This window comes from Brevundimonas alba, assembly GCF_011927945.1.
Taxonomy (GTDB): domain Bacteria; phylum Pseudomonadota; class Alphaproteobacteria; order Caulobacterales; family Caulobacteraceae; genus Brevundimonas; species Brevundimonas alba.
Genome location: NZ_JAATJM010000001.1, coordinates 1194189 through 1211278, shown reverse-complemented (window position 1 = coordinate 1211278; position 17090 = coordinate 1194189). Strand labels below are relative to the sequence as shown.

Sequence of the window (17090 nt, the reverse complement as noted above, 5' to 3'; positions counted from 1 at the left end):
GCCTTTAGAGGCGGCGGAGCATGTAGCGGGCGTCGGGCCCGTAGGTTCGCAGCTTCGCCGCCATCGCCGGGTTCTCGACGACCTGAAAGCCGTGTCTTTCCCAGAAGGGCGCGGCGTCGTTGACCGCCACGAGGGCAAGGGCCGGCCATCCGGCGGCCTTCGCCTCCGCCGCCAGCCGCTCGACGATCGGCGCCGTCCAGCCGCCGCCCCGCGCCTCAGGGTGCAGGGCGAGGTCGTGCAGATACATGACGTCCGCATCTGCCGGCAGGGCCTCGATCAGGGTGTTCAGCGCCGGGGCGCTCTCCGCCCGCCACGGATAGGCGACCAGATAGCCCCGTGGCCGGCCGTCCTCGCCGGCCAGCACGAAACAGCCGCCAGGGTTCAGAGCCAGCCGGTTCTCGAAACAGTCCCGGCCCTCGAAATGATCGGGGAAGCCGAGGACGGCGATCCGGGCCACGGCATCCAGATCGGCCGCGGTCATCGGCCTCCAGATCAGGCCCTCTCTGCTCAGGCCGGGCAGCGGGTGTTCAGCGGGGCCGCCTTGAAATTCCATTCCATGCTCCGCGCCTGCCCGTCGATCTCGCCCTCGATCCGGGCCTTCAGGGCGTCGCCGTCGCGTTCATAGATGACCCGCGTCGGAAAGTCGTTTTCCGGGTTGGCGAACACGACGCGCCGCGGACCGGTCTCAGCCAGCACGAAGACGGTCGGAGGCGCGCCGTCCGGCTGGGCGACATAGGCGAAGCCCTGCGGCGTCGGCCCGATGTGCGAGACCTCGAACGACGCCTCGCCGCCGGAGAGGGTCACGGCATGACCGACACTCAACCCCGCGCGCGGATCGCTCCATGTTTCCGAGGCCTCTCGGCCGCCCGAGCAGTCCAGCCAGTAGCCGGCCATCCATGAGACGTCGCTGGCGGCGGGCGCGGTTTGCAACAGGACGGCGGCGATCAGGGCGGCGGTCGGCATCTGTGAAATCCCCTCTGGTTCGTCCGGACCCTAGTGCGGCGACAGCGGCCCCGGCTTGTAGGATTGCGACGCGATCAGCCGCGCCAGTCCGACCTGCTCCCGGGCCCATTCGGTCGCCGTGCAGCCGAGGAAGCGCCGGAAGTCCCGCGCCAGCTGCGGTTGATCGAAATACCCCGCGTCCAACCCCGCCTGCAGCCACCCCTCGGACTCGGGTTCCCCGGCGTGATCGAAGACACGGCGGAACCGCAGGATCGACCGCAGGATGCGCGGCGGTATGCCGACCCGGTCGCGGAAGCGGCGCTGCAGGGCGCGGTGCTCGGCGGGTGATCGCGTCGCGGCCTGCTCTTCCTGTTCGGCGCCCTCCACCTCGGCCCGCACCACGGGATCGAGCGCCCAGTTCGCTGCGCGACGCTGCGCCTCGAGCCAGTGGACGACGACCTCGACCTGCGCCTCAGGATCGCCTGCGCGGGCGATGACGGGGGGCCTCACCTCGGCGGTCCGCGCCGTCATGTCCAGACGCCGGTCGGTCGCCTCGGCAAGCGGCAGACCCAGCCAGTCCCGCGCGCCGTCCGGTTCGAAACGCACGGCGACCAGTTCCACCGGACCGACCGGCCTGAGCGCCAGCGGCCGGGTCATCTGCCCGGCGAAGAGTGCCGGCGGCTGAAGGCGGAAAACGCCGTCGGGGCCCTGCTCCTCATAGGGCGAGCCGATGTCGACGATCAGTTCGGGGCAGCCGTCCGGGGCGATCCGCTGCACTGCCGGCTCAGGCGCCGGGGCGGCGTAGGTCCAGATCGTGCGCACGAAGGGGCGCAGCGGGGCGGGCGGCTCGAACTCCTGATAGCGATCCCCCTCCCCCGACACGGCGCGTCAGTTCAGCGTCGAGGGATCGGGCGGCAGGGACGGCAGGGGCGCGCAGGGCACGCCGTCCTCCTTCAGCTTCTTCACCTCGGCGGGCGTGGCCTCGCCGTAGATCTCGCGCTTCTCGGAGCGGCCTTCGTGGATGTCGCGCGCCTCGCGGGCGAAGGCGTCGCCGACGTAGTCGAAATTCTGCTCCACATGGCTGCGGACCTCCCGCGCCATCTGCATCATCATGCCCTGCATTTTCGCAGGGTCGGGCGCAGGAGCCGTCTTGCGAGTGCCCGCGACGGCGGGCGCCATGATCTGTTTGCTGACCGAGGTCGAACCGCAGAAGGGGCAGGACACCAGCCCTCGCGCGGCCTGATCGTCATAGTCCGCCGACCCGCCGAACCAGGCTTCGAAGCCATGGTCGTGGTCGCACTGGAGGGCGTAGCGGATCATGACGGGAGCGCGAATTCGCGGTCGTGAGTCAGTTGCGGCACGGCCTGCCGCGCCTTGGTCACTGCCTCCAGATCAAGCGAAGCGAACAGCACGCCGGGTTCGTCGTGATCCAGTTTGGCCACCACCTCGCCCCACGGCGCCACGACGGTCGAGCGACCCCAAGTCTTGCGGCCGTCCTCGTGAGCGCCCGCCTGAGCCGGAGCCAGCACATAGCAGCCGGTCTCGATGGCGCGGGCGCGCAGCAGCGTCTCCCAGTGCGCCTCGCCCGTCGGGACGGTGAAGGCGGCGGGCACGGCGATCATCACGGCCCCGGCCTTGGCCAGGGCGCGATGCAGCTGCGGGAAGCGGATGTCGTAGCAGATGGTCATGCCCAGCCCGCCCCAAGGCGTCCCGGCCACCACCGCGCCGTCGCCCGGACGGATCGAGGCGCTCTCGCGCCAGCGCTCGCCGGTCGGCAGGTCGACGTCATAGACGTGCAGCTTGTCGTAGGTCGCGACCACCTCGCCCGCATCGTCGATCAGCAGCGACCGGTTGGCGGCGCGGTCGTCGCCGTCCCGGCCCGACCTGACGATGGCCGAGCCGATCAGCAGCCAGACCCCCAGTTCGCGGGCCAGATCGCGCAGCCTGCCGACCGCCTCGTCCCGGTCCTGCGTCTCCAGCACCGCATCGCGGGCGGCGCGGTCCTGGATCAGGAAATTGGTCGCTTCCGGCGTCAGGATCAGCTTCGCCCCGCCCGCCGCCGCCTCGCGGATCAGCGGCTCGACATGAGCGAAGGCGGCCGCCGGTCCGGCCGGCGTGCGGGTCTGGATTAGGGCGACGGGGACATGGGTCATCAGGCCGCCAGCAATGGATCCAGCTCGCCCCGCCGGTCAAGCGCATGCAACTCGTCGGAGCCGCCGATGTGCTTCTCGTCGATGAAGACCTGCGGGAAGGTCATGCGGCCGTTGGAGCGCTGGATCATCTCCTGCTTCTTCGCCGGGTCGTTCGAGGCGACGATTTCGGTGAACTCGGCGCCCTTCTTGTCCAGCAGGGACTTGGCGGCGATGCAGTAGGGGCAACCGGGCTTGGTGTAGATGACGACGTCGGCCAAGGGGATCTCCAGTGTCTGTAGCGGCTATGTAGGCAACTCCCGCGCGGTTCGCACCCGGGCGATGACCGCCAGGTCGACAGCGCGGGCGCCGGCCTCGATCAGCGCGCGAGCGCAGGCCTCGGCGGTGGCGCCCGTGGTCAACACGTCGTCGACCAGAAGGATGCGCCGCCCCTTGATCCTGCGGCGGCCTTCCTCGCTGACGGCGAAGGCCTTTTTGACGTTGAGCCGCCGTCCGCGCGCGGACTTGCCGCCCTGGGTCGTGGTGTGCGTCTGCCGGACCAGGGCGTCGGGCAGATAGTCCAAGCCGGCGCCCCGAGCGAGCGGCCGGGCGACCTCCGCCGCCTGGTTGAAGCGCCGCGATAGCAGCCTGAACCGGTGCAGCGGCACGGGGACCACCGCGTCGGCCTCATCCAGCAGGGGCGCGGCGGCGCGGCTGAGCCAGCAGGCGAACAGCGGCGCGAACGGCTGGTGGTCGCCGTGCTTGAATTTGAGGATCAGGCCGCGCGAGGCCTCGTCGTAGACGCAGGCGGCCCGGGCGCGGGCGAAGGCGTAGGGCTGGGCCAGACAGGCGGCGCAGCGCGGGGCCGCAAACACGCCGCCGTCCATCTCGAACCCGGCGCCGCAGCCGTCGCAGACCGGGTCTTCGAGGAAGATCACCTTGGTCCAGGCATCCGGCGTCAGTCCCGCCGAGGCCGTGGCTTCAGGGCTGTCATGCGCCAGCGGCGGCATCAGAAGGTCGGCTGCGCCCCGGCCCAAGGCGCGCAAACCGAGCGCGACCCGCGAGCCGCCGGCTTCCAATCGCTCGCGCCAGCCCCCATCCTGATGGACCATGACCGCCTCCCCCGGACCGCCCCAGATCTTCGACAGCCGACGCCGCGCGGCGAAACTGGCGCGGGGGAAAAAGACGTTCGCCGCGGCCGACTTCCTGCACGTGCGGGCCGCCGAAAACGCGGTGAACAGCCTCGAAGTCATCCTGCGCGACTTTACCGACGCCGTCGACCTGTCGGCCCGGCCCGGCCCATTCGCACGCCTGCTGGCCGACAGCGCGGCCGCCGGCCGGGTCGGCGCGGTGCACACCCCCGGGGACGATGCGGCGCGGGCCGCGCCCGGGGCGGGTCCGCTGGGCCTGCCTGATCAGTCGCAGGACCTGATCGTCTCCCTGATGAGCCTGCACTGGGCCAACGACCTGCCGGGAGCGTTGGCCCAGATCCGCCGCGCCCTGCGGCCAGACGGGCTGTTTCTGGGGGCCCTGCTGGGCGCCGGCACCCTCAAGGAACTTCGCGCCGTGCTGACCGAGGCCGAGCTGGAGGTGCGCGGCGGGGCCCAAGCGCGGGTTTCGCCCTTCGCCGACGGTTTCGACGGCGCGGCCCTGCTGCAGCGGGCCGGTTTCGCCCTGCCGGTTTCGGACGTGGACCGGCTGACGGTGCGCTATCCAGACCTTTATGCCCTCGTCCGCGATCTGCGCGCCATGGGCGAGACCAATGCGCTGGCCGGAGCCGTCCGGCCGATGAGCCGGGCCATGCTGGCGCGCGCCGCCGAACTCTACGCCGAGCGGTTTGCCGACCCGGACGGCCGTATCCGGGCGACGTTCGAGATCGTCCATCTCGCGGGCTGGGCGCCGCATGAAGGCCAGCAGAAGCCGCTGCCGCGCGGTTCGGCCAAGGTCCGGCTGGCGGATGCGCTCGGGGTCAGGGAATGGACCGGCGAGGAAGACTGAGCGGAGGCCTGCAGGGCCTCAGTTCGCGCCGATCGCCGCCGCCAGCTTGCCCATGGCCTCGTTGAACGTGCCCGTCCCCGCGCTGGCGAAGGCGGTGATGCCGGCGAGCGCCACGAGGAAGACCAGGGCGATGATCAGCCCGTATTCAAGCGCGGTCGCGCCGCTTTCGTCGGCCCGGAACCGGGAGAGCAGAGCTCGCATGGCCCCCTCCTTCGGCGGCTAGAGAAGGTCGCGCAACCAGGCGACCAGGGGTTCGTCGGCCGGAGGCATGGGATAATCGGCCAACTGGTTCGGCCGGACCCACTTCAGAGCCGCGTGCTCGCGGTTCCGAACCACCCCCGACCAGCGTCGGCACAGATACAATGGCATCAACAGGTGAAACGAATCGTAAGCGTGGCTCGCAAAAACGAACGGAGCCAGGCAGGCCTCGTTCACGTCGATGTCCAACTCTTCCTTCAGCTCCCGGATCAGGGCGCCCTCCGGCCGCTCGCCGGGATCGACCTTGCCGCCCGGAAACTCCCACAGCCCGGCCAGTTGCTTGCCCTCCGGCCGCTGTGCGATCAGCACCCGCCCGTCCGCATCGATCAGGGCCACGGCGACGACGAGGACGGTGGGAAGGGCTTTCAAGGCTGTCGTCCTTCGAAAAAGGCGGCGAGATCTCGTCCCCAGTAGCTGATTCCGAGAATGTGCACCGCGCCTTCGTGGACGAAGAATTTGATCGCGGCGCGCCGTCGCACCGTCAGGACCCGCACCCGGTCGTCCGCTGGATCGAGCTGGCGCCCGATCATCGGAAACCAGCGGAGACCCTCGCAAGCCCTCTTGATCTCGAGCAGGAAACGCTCCGCTGCACGGGGCCGATCGGCGGCGATGTATTCGAACAGATTGTCGAGGTCGGCGACCGCTTCGCGGCGGTAGATCAGGTCAAGCGGCGCGAGCGGCACGCTTCATGCGCTGTTCGAGGTGCGACCATACGGCGTCGTGACTGACTCCGTCCGCGGGATCATCCAGCACGGCCTGAACCTGCGTCCGGAGCCGGTCCAGCGCCGCCGGCGCCAATTCGCCGCGAGCGAGGGCGTCGAACTCGGCATCGTTCAGGCAGGCGTCGGGGCATGCGTCAGCGCGAGACATGCCGGCACGATAACACCGTCAGCTCCGGTAGTCGCCGTTGATCTCGACGTAGCGCTTGGTCAGGTCACAGGTCCAAACGGTCGCCGACGCCCGGCCGGAGCCCACGTCGACGGTGATGTCGATCTCGGCGTTCTTCATATAGGCGCTCATCGCCGCCTCGTCGTAGTGGGGCGACGGCGCGCCTTCGATGGCGGCGACATGGGGGCCGAAGCGGATGGCCAGGCGGTCGCGGTCGACCGGTTCCTCGGTCTTGCCGACGGCCATGACGACCCGGCCCCAGTTGGCGTCCTCGCCGGCGAGGGCGGTCTTGACCAGGGGACTGTCGGCGATCGACTTGGCCAGCTTGCGGGCCGAGGCCGGGCTGGCGGCGCCGTCGACGGTGATCTTGACGAATTTGGTCGCGCCCTCGCCGTCGCGGACCAGCTGGTGGGCAAGGTCGAGCATGACCTTGTCCAGCGCGCGCGAGAAGTCCTGCAGCCGGCGGTCGCCGACCCGGCCGACGCGCGGCGCGCCGGAGGCTCCGGTGGCGAAGATCAGGCAGGTGTCGTTGGTCGAGGTGTCGCCATCGACCGTGACGCTGTTGAAGGTGGTCCGGACGTGCAGACCCAGCATGGCCCTGAGCACGTTCGGGTGGATGCAGGCGTCGGTGACGATGAAGGCCAGCATGGTCGCCATGTCCGGGGCGATCATGCCAGAGCCCTTGGCGATGCCGGCGATCCGCACCGTATGCCCCTCGATCTCGCACTCGGCGAACGAGCCCTTGGGGAAGGTGTCCGTGGTCATGATGCCCTGGCCGGCGCGCAGCCAGGCATCGGGGTCCAGCCCCGCCTCGATATCGTGCAGCCGGGCCGCGATCTTGCGGTCATCGAGAACCACGCCGATCACCCCGGTCGAGGCCAGCATGACGTCGCGCTGACGGCAGCCGAAGCGTTTGGCCACCTCTGAGGCCGTGCGGCGGGCGGCGTCGGCCCCCGCCTTGCCGGTGAAGGCGTTGGCGCAGCCGGCGTTGACCACCAGCGCCCGAACATCCGATCCGCCGCCCTCGGCGTCCAGATGGCGGCGGCACCAGTCGACCGGAGCCGATCCGACCTTGTGCCGGGTGAAGACGCCGGCGCAGGTCGTGCCGCGGGCGAAGCTGAACACCACCAGATCGTCGCGCTCGTGCTTGTAGAAACCGGCGCGGGCGGTGGCGATCTCCACCCCGGCGATGGGCGGTATGGCCGGGAAGGGCACGGCCAGCGGCGAGACCTGCAGGCCGGGCTTGCCCGGAGCGGCGGGGGCGGCAGGCGTGGCCGGGCTTGTGGCGCGCTTGAGCGCGGTGGTCAGCGGGTCCAGCGCCTTCTCCAGCGCCTGCTCGATCTTGTGGCCGGTCGAGCTCCGGCCCGGCGCGGGCGGGCGGCTCATCGGGCCTTCACGGGCGCCGGAGCGGCGGGAACGACCAGAGGGGGCGCGGCCGGAACCGCGGCCGGCGCGGCGGGAGCCTTCGCCGGAGCCGAGGCGGGCTCGCGGGTCGTGGCCTCCCCGTCCAACAGCACATCGACCTCGGCCTTGCCGCGCAGCTGCTCCAGCAGCTGCCGCACGCCTTCATAGGTCAGGTAGCGGACGATCTGCGGCCGGGCCTGCTCCAGCGTCGGCGGGGTCTCGCGGCGGCGGTCCTCGACCCGCAGCACGGCCCAGCCGCCCTCGGTCTGGAACGGCCCCACGGTCGAGCCGGCGGGCTTGTCGCGCAGTGCGTCGGCATAGGCCTGCGGCAGGACGTCGAGGGTGGCGTAGCCGAGGTCGCCGCCCGAGAAGCGGGTCGCCTCGTCGATGGAGCGCTGCTGGGCCACCGCCTCGAAGGCCGAGCCTTGGGCCAGCAGGCCGATGACGGCGTCGGCTTCTTCCCGCGTGCGCGACAGGATCAGGCGGCTGCGGATTTCCTCCGAGGTTTCGGCCAGCCGGACCTGTTCGCGGTAGATGGTCTCGACCGCCTTGTCGTCGATGGTGCCGTTGACGACCGTCTCGACCAGCATGTCGCCGAGGATGCGCTCGCGGGTGGCGGCCAGGCGGCGCTGGGCCAGGGCGGAGTTGTCGAGGCCGCGGCGCTCGGCCTCGCGGGCCAGCAGCTTCTGGTCGATGACCTCGTCCAGCACCCGGCGGAACAGGTCCGAGGTGACGTCCAGCGGCTCGCCCTCGCCGACGAGGCCCTGGGCCACCGCCTCGCGCTTGACGTCGGAAGCCCAGATGGTTTCGTCCTGCACCTTGGCCACCGCACGATCGCCGGGTTCCGGCGGCCGGTCGGAGCCCCCGCCACGCGCGCAGGCGGAGACGGCGAGGACCACCGCCAGCAGCGCCGGGAACAGGGCGCGGGCCAGACTCCGGGACGGGATGAGGCTCATTTCGGGGCGTGCTCCGTCACGGGCGGCAAAGGCCCTCGCGTTGACAGGGATAAGGCCGGTGCTTAAGTCCCGCCTGCGCCCAAGTCGAGGGGTTTTCGAACGTTCGCGCGGCCCTTGCGCGCGCCTGTGATCAGGGGCGCCGGGCCGCCGCCGCCGAGGCCTCGCCCGGCGCAGCATCGTCGCCGCTCCTTCGGGACCGTTCCAGTACCAGAGCCCCAGCCGCTCGCCCGCCTTCGGATCATTCATGCTCGGCATCGCCAAGAAGATTTTCGGCTCCTCCAATGACCGCAAGGTCAAGGACTTCATGGGCCGGGTGCAGAAGATCAACGCGCTCGAGGACAAGTTCGCCGCCCTGTCCGACGACGAGCTGCGGATGATGACGGATACGTTCCGGGATCGTCTGTCCGCCGGCGAGACGCTCGACAAGATCATGAACGAGGCCTTCGCCGTCGCCCGCGAAGCCTCCAAACGCGTGCTCGGCCAGCGCCAGTACGACGTCCAGCTGACCGGCGGCATGATCCTGCACGACGGCGGCATCGCCGAGATGCGCACCGGCGAGGGCAAGACCCTTGTCGCCGTGGCGCCGGTGTATCTGAACGCCCTCAGCGGCAAGGGCGTCCATGTCATCACCGTCAACGACTATCTGGCCCGGCGCGACGCCGAGTGGATGGGCCGCGTCTACCGCTTCCTCGGCATGGAGGTCGGGGTCATCGTCAACGGCCTGTCGTCGGGTCAGCGCCAGGCCGCCTACGCCGCCGACATCACCTACGGCACCAACAACGAGTTCGGCTTCGACTATCTGCGCGACAACCTGGTCTACGACCGGCGCGAGATGGTGCAGCGCCCGCACCACTTCGCCATCGTCGACGAGGTCGACTCCATCCTGATCGATGAGGCGCGCACGCCGCTGATCATCTCCGGCCCGACCGAGGACCGTTCGGACCTCTATCTGACCGTCGACGAGATCATCAAGGAGCTGATCAAGGACCCGTCGACCTTCGACCTCGACGAGAAGCAGAAGCAGACCCTGCTGACCGAGGAAGGCTCCGAGAAGATCGAGGAGATCATGGAGACGCGCGGCCTGTTCGCCGCCGACACCACCGGCCTCTATGACGCCGCCAACATCAGCCTGGTGCACCACATCAACCAGGCCCTGCGCGCCAACACCCTGTACCAGAAGGACAAGGACTACATCATCAAGGCCGGCGAGGTCATGCTGATCGACGAGTTCACCGGCCGGATGATGCAGGGCCGCCGTCTGTCCGAGGGCCTGCACCAGGCCATCGAGGCCAAGGAAGGCGTCAAGATCCAGCCCGAGAACCAGACCCTGGCCTCGGTCACCATCCAGAACTATTTCCGCCTCTACGAAAAGCTGTCCGGCATGACCGGCACGGCGGCGACCGAGGCCCAGGAATTCCTCGACATCTACAAGATGGATGTCCTCGAGGTGCCGACGCACCGTCCGATCAAGCGGATCGACCACGACGACGAAATCTTCCGCACCGCCGCCGAGAAGAACCTGGCCATCGCGGGCCTGATCGCCGAATGCCACGTCAAAGGTCAGCCGATCCTCGTCGGCACTGTGTCGATCGAGAAGTCCGAGGTCCTGTCCGAACTGCTCAAGACCTACGAGTATGAGGTTCCGCTCAAGACGCTGAAGGCGCAGCACCAGCACCTGCTGGAGAAGGCCGCCAGCGACGACGAAAAGGTCCGGCGCGAGGCGAAGAAGGCTTATCAGGCCCTCACGGACGAAGACTTCGACATCGAGATCAAGCGCGGCCGCGGCATTCCGCACAGCGTGCTGAACGCCCGTCAGCACGAGCAGGAAGCCTATATCGTCGCTGAAGCCGGCCTGCCCGGCGTGGTCACCATCGCTACCAACATGGCCGGCCGCGGCACCGACATCCAGCTGGGCGGCAACCTGGAAATGAAGCTGCAGAAGTGGCGTCAGGACCAGCGCAACATGGCTATCGAGGTCACGCCCGAGAGCGAGGCCGCCATCGAGGCCGAGTTCAAGGCCGAGATCGCGGTCCAGAAGCAGAAGTCGCTGGCCGCCGGCGGCCTGTTCGTGCTCGGCACCGAACGCCACGAGAGCCGCCGCATCGATAACCAGCTGCGCGGCCGGACCGGCCGTCAGGGCGACCCCGGCACCTCGAAATTCTTCCTGTCCTGCGAGGACGACCTGCTGCGCATCTTCGCCGGCGACCGTCTGGACGCCATCATGCGCAGCTTCGGCGTGGCCGAGGGCGAGGCGATCTCGCACCCGTGGCTGAACCGCGCCGTCGAGACCGCCCAGAAGCGCGTCGAGACCCGCAACTACGACATCCGCAAGAACCTGCTGAAATACGACGACGTCGTGAACGACCAGCGCAAGGCCGTGTTCGAGCAGCGCCAGGAGTTCATGGACGCCGAGGACCTGTCCGAACTGGTCGCCGAGTTCCGCAACGACGTCATTTCCGACCTGATCGAAAAGCATATGCCGCCCAAGGCCTATGCCGAGCAGTGGGACATCGAGGGGCTCGACGAGAAGGTCCGGTCGACGCTGGGCCTCGAGCTGCCGCTGCACGACTGGGCGGCCGAGGAAGGCGTCTCGAACGAGGAGATCGAGGAACGGGTCATGGCCGCGGCCGACGCCCGCGCCGCCGAACGGCTGGCCCTCATCGGCGCCGACCAGACGCGCGGCCTCGAGAAGCAGTTCATGCTGCAGATGATCGACATGAACTGGCGCGAGCACCTCGTGCACCTCGATCACCTGCGTGGCGTCATCGGCCTTCGCGGCTACGGCCAGCGCGATCCGCTGAACGAGTACAAGACCGAGGCCTTCAACCTCTTCGAGACGCTGCTCTACGAGCTGCGCCACAACGTGACCCGCTGGCTGATGACGGTGGAATTCCGCTTCGAGCAGCCGCCGGCGATGGAGCTGCCGGAGTTCCAGGAAATCCACCTGAACCCGGGCACCGGCGAGAACGAGATGGCCGATCCGATGGCCCAGTCGCCCGAAGGCGTGCTGCAGGGCGACGATCGCGCCCGGCTGCCCGTCGGCGCCCTGCCGATCAACTGGGAGCGGACGCCGCGCAACGCCGACTGCCCCTGCGGCTCGGGCCGCAAGTTCAAGCACTGCCACGGGACGCTGGTTTAAGGGCGCTATCGCTCGCGACGCGGTCGCTCGCGGCTTGAGCGCGGGGCCCCGCCTCGCTATCGGCTGTCTCTGGCTTGGTGCGTAGGGAGATCAAGATGGCCGCTCGCAAGGACCTGTTCTCCCGCGCCCTGTCGCTCGATCCGGAGCGGCTGCATTTCGCGGCCCATAGCCATCACCTGTGGCCCGACGCCTCGTTCGACGGACAGCTGCGGGCCTGGGTTGAGGCGAACAAGTTCGCCGACCGCAAATGGGACCTCGTCTTCGGCGACGTTGTGCCGGAGGCGCAGGGCCATGTCGCCCGCGAGCTGAACCTGCCGTCGCCGGACACGGTGGTGTTCGCGCCCAACACCCACGACTTCCTGCTGCGCATCTTCTCGGGCTTCGAAAAGAAGCCGGTCCGCATCCTGTCGACCGACGGCGAATTCCACTCCTTCCGCCGCCAGGGCGAGCGCTGGGAGGAGGCCGGCGAGGCCGTGGTCACCCGCGTGCCCCTGCACCCCTTCGACACCTTCGACGAGCGTTTCGTCGAGGCGGCGCGGACCGGCGGTTTCGACTGGATCGTGATCAGCCAGATCTTCTTCAAGACCGGTCAGGCCTTCGGGCGTCTCGACGATCTGGCGGCGCTCGCGGACCCGTCCGGGCCGTGGGTCCTCGTCGATGGCTACCACGGCTTCATGGCCGCGCCGACGGATCTGTCGGCCGTGGCGGACAAGGTCTTCTATGTCACCGGCGGCTACAAATACGCCATGTCCGGCGAGGGCGCGGGCCTGCTGCACGCGCCGGACGGCTACTGCCCCCGCCCCGTCGCCACCGGTTGGTTCGCCGAGTTCGGCGACCTGATGGGGCGGCCCGAGGACGTCCAGTACCGCGCCGACGCCGGACGGTTCTGGGGCGCCACCTTCGACGCCACGCCCCTGTACCGCTTCAGCGCCGTCCGCCGGATGCTGGACGAGGCGGGCCTGACCACGGCCGACGTCGCCGACCACGCGCGCGGCCTGATGCGCCGCTTCCAGGACGCCGTCGCGGCGGGCGAGGCGGGACGGTTGGCGGATGCCGAACTGATCAATCCGGTCGCCAACGAGCCGGTTCGCGCCCGCTTCCTCGCTTTCCGCCACGCCGACGCGCAGGCGTGGCGCGCCCGTCTGCTGGCGGCCAATGTGGTCACCGACGTGCGGGACGACACCATCCGCTTCGGCTTCGGCCTGTATCAGGATGAGGCCGACGTCGAGCGGCTGATCGAGGTCTGCAAACGGGTGCTCTGACCCGGCCCGCCTCTAGAAGAAGGTCGTGTCTTCCTGCCGCTTCGGCTCCGGGGCCTTGCGCGGCGCCGGCGGCGTCGGGCGAGGCGCGGGCCGCGTCTGCCCGGCGGCCGGTGCGGTTCCCGGGGCGGCCGGCGTCGTACCGGGCGCGGCGCCCGGCGACGGAGCGGGCGCGGCCTGACCCCCAGCCGGCGGGATCGGCGGCAGGGTCGGATAGGGCAGGGTCTCGGGGCTGCCGTCGCCCGGATAGGCGATCGGAGGCGGCACGCCGTCCGCCACCACCGACGGCGGCTCGACCCGGTCCGGCGCGTCCAGATCGTCGCGCACAAAGGCCCATGACCGGCTGTCGGAGCAGGCGCAGGCCTTCATGAAGCCCTCGCGGTCGCGCCAGATGATCAGCGGATACCGCGTCTGAAGACCCGCACCGGACAGATATTCATTCAGCTTGCCGGAGAAGGTGCGGCCCGCGTCGACCACGGCGGTGCGCGCCAGGCTGCCGTCCGCCGCCGGAATGCCGGCCCCGGTCCAGTTGTTGGCCGGCGTGGCGGTCCAGCGCTGGTACAGGGTCCAGTCCCGCGTCAGCCACAGCTCGGCCACGGTCGCCCGCTCCGCCGCCGTCGACTGGCTGAGCCCTTCCCGATCGGGGCGGGCGAAGACGACGATCCGCACCTCGACGCCGGCGGCCCTCAGCTTGGGCGCCTCTTCGCGCTCGTAGCGCTGCATGGCCGCCGAGTCGCGGTAGCCGATGATGTAGAGCGGCTCCCCGCCCCCGCCCGACGACAGCCATGACGCCTCGTCCAGCAGCCGCTGGATGGCGGCCTGGTTGCGGTCCACGGTGACCGGCTGGAAGCGGGCGTAGAAATGCTGATAGGCCCAGAAACCGCCGACCGCGACGACCAGGCCGATCAGGGCCGCGAGGGCCGACCAGACGAAAAAGCGACGCATGCGGGGGAGCGCTCCAGCTTCACTGTTCAGACAGTGTAACGCCTAGCACTGATTTGCGATGCTTCGCACGCCCGACAGGCGAAGCCGCCCCTAGCCCATCGTCGGGATGACGAAGCTGGAGTCCGCGTGCTCCAGTTCGCTGTCGGGCCAGCGTGCGGTGACCGTCTTGGTCTTGGTCCAGAAGCGGACGCCTTCCATGCCGTGCTGGTTGGTGTCGCCGAAGGCCGAGCGCTTCCAGCCGCCGAAGGTGTGGTAGGCGACCGGCACCGGGATCGGGACGTTGATCCCGACCATGCCGACGTTGACACGGGCGGCGAAGTCGCGGGCGGCGCGGCCGTTCTGGGTGAAGATGGCGACGCCGTTGCCGTACTGGTGCTTGCTGGGAAGGCTCAGCGCCTCCTCGAAGCTGGCGGCGCGCATGATCTGCAGCACCGGGCCGAAGATCTCTTCCTTGTAGGATTCCATCTCGGGCGTGACATTGTCGAACAGCGACGGGCCGATGAAATAGCCGTTCTCGTGGCCCTGCAGGCTGAAGCCGCGGCCGTCGACGACCAGCTCGGCGCCTTCCTGCACGCCCTTCTCGATCCAGCCCTCAACCCGCGCCTTGTGCTGCGCCGTCACGACCGGACCGTAGTGAGCGCCGGCGTCCGTCGAGACGCCGACCCGCATGGTCGGGATCTCGGCGACCATCCGCTCGCGCAGTTCATCGGCGGTTTTCTTGCCGACCGGCACCACCACCGGCAGCGCCATGCAGCGCTCACCGGCCGAGCCGTAGGCGGCGCCCGACAGGTCCTTGATCACCTGGTCCATGTCGGCGTCGGGCAGGACGATGCCGTGGTTCTTGGCCCCGCCCATGGCCTGGACGCGCTTATGGTTGGCGGCGCCCATCTGGTAGACGTAGTGGGCGATGTCGGACGAACCGACGAAGCTGACGGCGTGGATCAGCGGGTGGGTCAGGATGGCGTCGACGGCGGTCTTGTCGCCATGCACGACGTTCAGCACCCCGGCCGGAGCGCCGGCCTCCATCATCAGCTCGCCCAGACGGACCGGCACCGACGGATCGCGCTCGGACGGCTTGAGGATGAAGGTATTGCCGACGGCGATGGCCACACCGAACATCCACATCGGGATCATGGCGGGGAAGTTGAACGGGGTGATGCCCGCCACCACGCCCAGCGGCTGGCGCATCGAATAGACGTCGATGCCGGGACCCGCGCCCCAGGTGTATTCACCCTTCAGCGCATGCGGGATGCCGCAGGCGAACTCGATCACTTCCAGCCCGCGCTGGATGTCGCCCTTGGAGTCGGCGATGACCTTGCCGTGCTCCGAGCTGAGCATCTCGGCCAGCTCGTTCATGTTCGCTTCGACCAGGCGCTTGAACTCGAACATCACCCGCGCGCGGCGCTGCGGATTGGTCGAGGACCAGCCGTCGAAGGCGTTCTGCGCGGCCTGAACGGCGCGATCCATCTCGGCCATGCTCGCCAGCTGCACCCGCGCCTGCACCTCGCCGGTGTTCGGATTGAACACGTCCGAGAAGCGACCCGAGGCGCCGGCGAAGGAGGCGCCGTCGATGAAGTGGTTGATCTCGCGCATACGCGGCGTTTCCCTGAACTGAAGGCTTGTTCTTGTGGGCGGCGGTTTAGCTCGCCGGACGGGCGGGCGCCAGTGCCCGAGAGGCGTCAGACGGCCGCGTCGAACAGCGCGTCGCGGGCCACGTCGGCCTTGAGCATCGGGAAGAAGTGGGTGCCGCCCTCGACGGCCTCGACCGCTACAAGCGGCAGGCCGCGCGGGTTCGGCGACAGATGGCAGGTCGAGCCGGCCTCGGCCTTGAGGATGCGCACCGGCCGGTCGAGCCGCTTCAGCGCCCGCCACGGATTGTGGCCCTGGGCCGCATAGTTGGACGCCTCCCAGTCGGGCGGACAGGCCAGCGCCAGACCGTCAGCGGTCTCGACCAGACCATCGGCCAGATAGTCAGCCAGCATGAGCTCGGGCCAGCCCCGGAAGGCGCCGCGTCCGCTGTAGGCGGCCATCGCCTGTTCGCGGCTGTCGAACAGGGCGCGCCGGCGGCGCGCGTTCTTCACCAGCGGAATGCGATGGGCCATCCGCTCCAGCAGGGGCAGCTGGAAGGCCAGCACGGTCAGCCGGCCCCAGATCACGGGATCCATCAGCACCAGTTTCGACACCCGGTCGGGCCGTTCGGCGGCCGCCAACAGCGCCGAGGTTCCGCCCATCGAATGCCCGGCCAGCACCGCCGGCGGACCGTCCAGCGTATCCAGCAGGGCGATCAGGTCGTCGCGGTGGTCGTACCAGTTGCGCCGTCCGTCGGGCTCGGCCGGCAGGCGGCTCAGCCCATGCCCCCGCAGGTCGGGCGCCCAGATACGCAGCGAGCCCGACAAGGGCGCCAACAGGCTGCGGTAGGTCATGGCGTTGAAGCCGTTGGCGTGGACGAAGATCAGGTCGACCGGGCGCTTCGGGTCGCCGAAATCGAGCACGCTCATCTCGCCCGCGCCCCACTGGTTCTCGACCGGCAGGCTCAGGCGACGGGGCGGGGAGAGCCGGATCGCGTCCATCAGGGGCAGATAGGCGCTGGCGGCGGCCCGCGCCAGATGACGCTACGTCACGCCGCGATGCGGCAGGCGGGGCAGCGGCCGTGGGCCTCGATCGTGGTGCGCTCGATGGCGTAGCCGGCGGCGTCGGCGACGAGGCCCAGATCGCCGGCCACGGGCGAGGACACCTCCTGCGTGGCGCCGCAGCAGTCGCAGATCAGGAAGGCGGCGGCATGGTCGCGCCCGCCCGAGGTGCAGGCGACATAGGCGCTGATCGAGGCGATGCGGTGCGCCAGCCCCTTGCGCTCGAGGAACTCTAGCGCGCGATAGACCGTCGGCGGCTTGGCCGGCTGGCCGTCCTCGCCGAAGCGGGCGATCAGGTCATAGGCCTTCACCGGCTCGCCGGCGCCCAGCAGCAGCGCCAGCACCCGCAGCCGGGCCGCGGTCATCCGCTCACCCTCGGCCGTCAGCCGGCCATCGGCCGCGGCGAGCGCGCGCTCGACCTCCGCCGCTCCCGGCGGGCCATCGGTGTGGTGGTGATGACAGGCGTCGCCCATGCGCCAGAGCTAATGGTTCGGCCCGCCCGCCGCAACGGCCGGGGTTGACCATCTGTGATGTTATCTCAT

20 protein-coding genes are annotated in these 17090 nt (G+C 69.6%); 3 read left to right on the top strand and 17 right to left on the bottom strand.

Annotated elements, in window-relative coordinates:
• Window positions 1–4 precede the first annotated feature (4 nt).
• From GGQ87_RS06045 to GGQ87_RS06015, 7 genes are read right to left on the bottom strand one after another with little or no spacing between them, the layout of a single operon-like run.
• The gene (locus GGQ87_RS06045; protein WP_168045775.1) at window positions 5–481 is read right to left on the bottom strand and encodes a GNAT family N-acetyltransferase; all 477 of its coding nucleotides are present in this window, start codon (window positions 479–481) and stop codon (window positions 5–7) included.
• A 26-nt stretch (window positions 482–507) separates the two neighbouring features.
• Entirely contained in the window at window positions 508–963 is a 456-nt protein-coding gene (locus tag GGQ87_RS06040) for a DUF6265 family protein (RefSeq protein WP_168045774.1), read from the bottom strand.
• A gap of 30 nt (window positions 964–993) precedes the next feature.
• Entirely contained in the window at window positions 994–1824 is an 831-nt protein-coding gene (locus GGQ87_RS15615) for a DUF6597 domain-containing transcriptional factor (RefSeq protein WP_168045773.1), read from the bottom strand.
• Between the two features lie 6 nt (window positions 1825–1830).
• Window positions 1831–2262 carry a DUF1178 family protein gene (locus GGQ87_RS06030; protein ID WP_168045772.1) on the bottom strand — a complete coding sequence of 144 codons (432 nt, stop codon included), beginning with the start codon at window positions 2260–2262 and terminating at the stop codon, window positions 1831–1833.
• Window positions 2259–3095, bottom strand: a complete 837-nt coding sequence (locus GGQ87_RS06025; protein WP_168045771.1) for a carbon-nitrogen hydrolase family protein — start codon at window positions 3093–3095, stop codon at window positions 2259–2261. The genes GGQ87_RS06030 and GGQ87_RS06025 overlap by 4 nt, the downstream gene beginning before the upstream one ends.
• On the bottom strand, window positions 3095–3352 hold the full coding sequence (gene grxC / locus GGQ87_RS06020; RefSeq protein WP_168045770.1) for a glutaredoxin 3: 258 nt from the start codon (window positions 3350–3352) through the stop codon (window positions 3095–3097). Before grxC ends, GGQ87_RS06025 begins: the two co-directional genes overlap by 1 nt.
• Before the next feature lie 24 nt (window positions 3353–3376).
• Complete coding sequence (locus GGQ87_RS06015) at window positions 3377–4183, bottom strand: ComF family protein (protein ID WP_168045769.1); 807 nt, start codon at window positions 4181–4183, stop codon at window positions 3377–3379.
• On the opposite strand from GGQ87_RS06015, the gene GGQ87_RS06010 reads away from it, so the two are divergent.
• Window positions 4182–5069, top strand: a complete 888-nt coding sequence (locus tag GGQ87_RS06010; RefSeq protein ID WP_168045768.1) for a class I SAM-dependent methyltransferase — start codon at window positions 4182–4184, stop codon at window positions 5067–5069. The genes GGQ87_RS06015 and GGQ87_RS06010 overlap by 2 nt on opposite strands.
• An 18-nt stretch (window positions 5070–5087) precedes the next feature.
• On the opposite strand, the gene GGQ87_RS06005 is transcribed toward GGQ87_RS06010, so the two are convergent.
• Genes GGQ87_RS06005 through GGQ87_RS05980 form a run of 6 tightly spaced genes read right to left on the bottom strand, consistent with a single transcriptional unit; the run spans window position 5088 to window position 8575 of the window.
• Entirely contained in the window at window positions 5088–5270 is a 183-nt protein-coding gene (locus GGQ87_RS06005) for a Flp family type IVb pilin (RefSeq protein ID WP_168045767.1), read from the bottom strand.
• 18 nt (window positions 5271–5288) lie between these two features.
• On the bottom strand, window positions 5289–5696 hold the full coding sequence (locus GGQ87_RS06000; RefSeq protein WP_168045766.1) for a (deoxy)nucleoside triphosphate pyrophosphohydrolase: 408 nt from the start codon (window positions 5694–5696) through the stop codon (window positions 5289–5291).
• The gene (locus GGQ87_RS05995) at window positions 5693–6010 is read right to left on the bottom strand and encodes a type II toxin-antitoxin system RelE/ParE family toxin (RefSeq protein ID WP_168045765.1); all 318 of its coding nucleotides are present in this window, start codon (window positions 6008–6010) and stop codon (window positions 5693–5695) included. The genes GGQ87_RS06000 and GGQ87_RS05995 overlap by 4 nt, the downstream gene beginning before the upstream one ends.
• On the bottom strand, window positions 5991–6197 hold the full coding sequence (locus GGQ87_RS05990) for a hypothetical protein (protein ID WP_168045764.1): 207 nt from the start codon (window positions 6195–6197) through the stop codon (window positions 5991–5993). The genes GGQ87_RS05995 and GGQ87_RS05990 overlap by 20 nt, the downstream gene beginning before the upstream one ends.
• 18 nt (window positions 6198–6215) lie before the next feature.
• Window positions 6216–7601 (bottom strand): bifunctional glutamate N-acetyltransferase/amino-acid acetyltransferase ArgJ, encoded by a 1386-nt coding sequence (argJ, locus tag GGQ87_RS05985; protein ID WP_168045763.1) that lies wholly within the window; start codon window positions 7599–7601, stop codon window positions 6216–6218.
• On the bottom strand, window positions 7598–8575 hold the full coding sequence (locus GGQ87_RS05980; RefSeq protein ID WP_168045762.1) for a peptidylprolyl isomerase: 978 nt from the start codon (window positions 8573–8575) through the stop codon (window positions 7598–7600). The genes argJ and GGQ87_RS05980 overlap by 4 nt, the downstream gene beginning before the upstream one ends.
• A gap of 244 nt (window positions 8576–8819) precedes the next feature.
• Between GGQ87_RS05980 and secA the strand changes: the two genes are divergently transcribed.
• Both secA and GGQ87_RS05970 read left to right on the top strand, forming a co-directional pair.
• Window positions 8820–11714 (top strand): preprotein translocase subunit SecA, encoded by a 2895-nt coding sequence (gene secA, locus GGQ87_RS05975; RefSeq protein WP_168045761.1) that lies wholly within the window; start codon window positions 8820–8822, stop codon window positions 11712–11714.
• 95 nt (window positions 11715–11809) lie between these two features.
• On the top strand, window positions 11810–12976 hold the full coding sequence (locus tag GGQ87_RS05970) for an aminotransferase class V-fold PLP-dependent enzyme (protein WP_168045760.1): 1167 nt from the start codon (window positions 11810–11812) through the stop codon (window positions 12974–12976).
• Window positions 12977–12988: 12 nt separating this feature from the next.
• Here the strand turns inward: GGQ87_RS05970 and GGQ87_RS05965 are convergent, their stop codons facing one another.
• The 4 genes from GGQ87_RS05965 to GGQ87_RS05950 form a co-directional block, all read right to left on the bottom strand.
• Window positions 12989–13918: a hypothetical protein gene (locus GGQ87_RS05965; RefSeq protein WP_168045759.1), complete on the bottom strand. Its 930-nt coding sequence runs from the start codon at window positions 13916–13918 to the stop codon at window positions 12989–12991.
• Between the two features lie 90 nt (window positions 13919–14008).
• The gene (locus tag GGQ87_RS05960) at window positions 14009–15511 is read right to left on the bottom strand and encodes a CoA-acylating methylmalonate-semialdehyde dehydrogenase (protein WP_168045758.1); all 1503 of its coding nucleotides are present in this window, start codon (window positions 15509–15511) and stop codon (window positions 14009–14011) included.
• 86 nt (window positions 15512–15597) lie between these two features.
• Window positions 15598–16488 carry an alpha/beta fold hydrolase gene (locus GGQ87_RS05955; protein WP_168045757.1) on the bottom strand — a complete coding sequence of 297 codons (891 nt, stop codon included), beginning with the start codon at window positions 16486–16488 and terminating at the stop codon, window positions 15598–15600.
• Window positions 16489–16535: 47 nt separating this feature from the next.
• Window positions 16536–17021, bottom strand: coding sequence for a Fur family transcriptional regulator (locus GGQ87_RS05950; RefSeq protein WP_168045756.1), 486 nt, complete (start codon window positions 17019–17021; stop codon window positions 16536–16538).
• Window positions 17022–17090: the final 69 nt, after the last annotated feature.

Excerpts from the sequence above, each read along its gene's own strand:
- GGQ87_RS05955 (WP_168045757.1), bottom strand. The coding sequence starts at position 16,488 with ATGGACGCGATCCGGCTCTCCCCGCCCCGTCGCCTGAGCCTGCCGGTC.
- GGQ87_RS05990 (WP_168045764.1), bottom strand. The coding sequence starts at position 6,197 with ATGTCTCGCGCTGACGCATGCCCCGACGCCTGCCTGAACGATGCCGAG.
- GGQ87_RS06010 (WP_168045768.1), top strand. The coding sequence starts at position 4,182 with ATGACCGCCTCCCCCGGACCGCCCCAGATCTTCGACAGCCGACGCCGC.
- GGQ87_RS05960 (WP_168045758.1), bottom strand. The coding sequence starts at position 15,511 with ATGCGCGAGATCAACCACTTCATCGACGGCGCCTCCTTCGCCGGCGCC.
- argJ (WP_168045763.1), bottom strand. The coding sequence starts at position 7,601 with ATGAGCCGCCCGCCCGCGCCGGGCCGGAGCTCGACCGGCCACAAGATC.
- GGQ87_RS05950 (WP_168045756.1), bottom strand. The coding sequence starts at position 17,021 with ATGGGCGACGCCTGTCATCACCACCACACCGATGGCCCGCCGGGAGCG.
- GGQ87_RS06005 (WP_168045767.1), bottom strand. The coding sequence starts at position 5,270 with ATGCGAGCTCTGCTCTCCCGGTTCCGGGCCGACGAAAGCGGCGCGACC.
- GGQ87_RS06045 (WP_168045775.1), bottom strand. The coding sequence starts at position 481 with ATGACCGCGGCCGATCTGGATGCCGTGGCCCGGATCGCCGTCCTCGGC.
- secA (WP_168045761.1), top strand. The coding sequence starts at position 8,820 with ATGCTCGGCATCGCCAAGAAGATTTTCGGCTCCTCCAATGACCGCAAG.
- GGQ87_RS05970 (WP_168045760.1), top strand. The coding sequence starts at position 11,810 with ATGGCCGCTCGCAAGGACCTGTTCTCCCGCGCCCTGTCGCTCGATCCG.
- GGQ87_RS06025 (WP_168045771.1), bottom strand. The coding sequence starts at position 3,095 with ATGACCCATGTCCCCGTCGCCCTAATCCAGACCCGCACGCCGGCCGGA.
- GGQ87_RS06040 (WP_168045774.1), bottom strand. The coding sequence starts at position 963 with ATGCCGACCGCCGCCCTGATCGCCGCCGTCCTGTTGCAAACCGCGCCC.
- GGQ87_RS05980 (WP_168045762.1), bottom strand. The coding sequence starts at position 8,575 with ATGAGCCTCATCCCGTCCCGGAGTCTGGCCCGCGCCCTGTTCCCGGCG.
- GGQ87_RS06030 (WP_168045772.1), bottom strand. The coding sequence starts at position 2,262 with ATGATCCGCTACGCCCTCCAGTGCGACCACGACCATGGCTTCGAAGCC.
- GGQ87_RS06015 (WP_168045769.1), bottom strand. The coding sequence starts at position 4,183 with ATGGTCCATCAGGATGGGGGCTGGCGCGAGCGATTGGAAGCCGGCGGC.
- GGQ87_RS05965 (WP_168045759.1), bottom strand. The coding sequence starts at position 13,918 with ATGCGTCGCTTTTTCGTCTGGTCGGCCCTCGCGGCCCTGATCGGCCTG.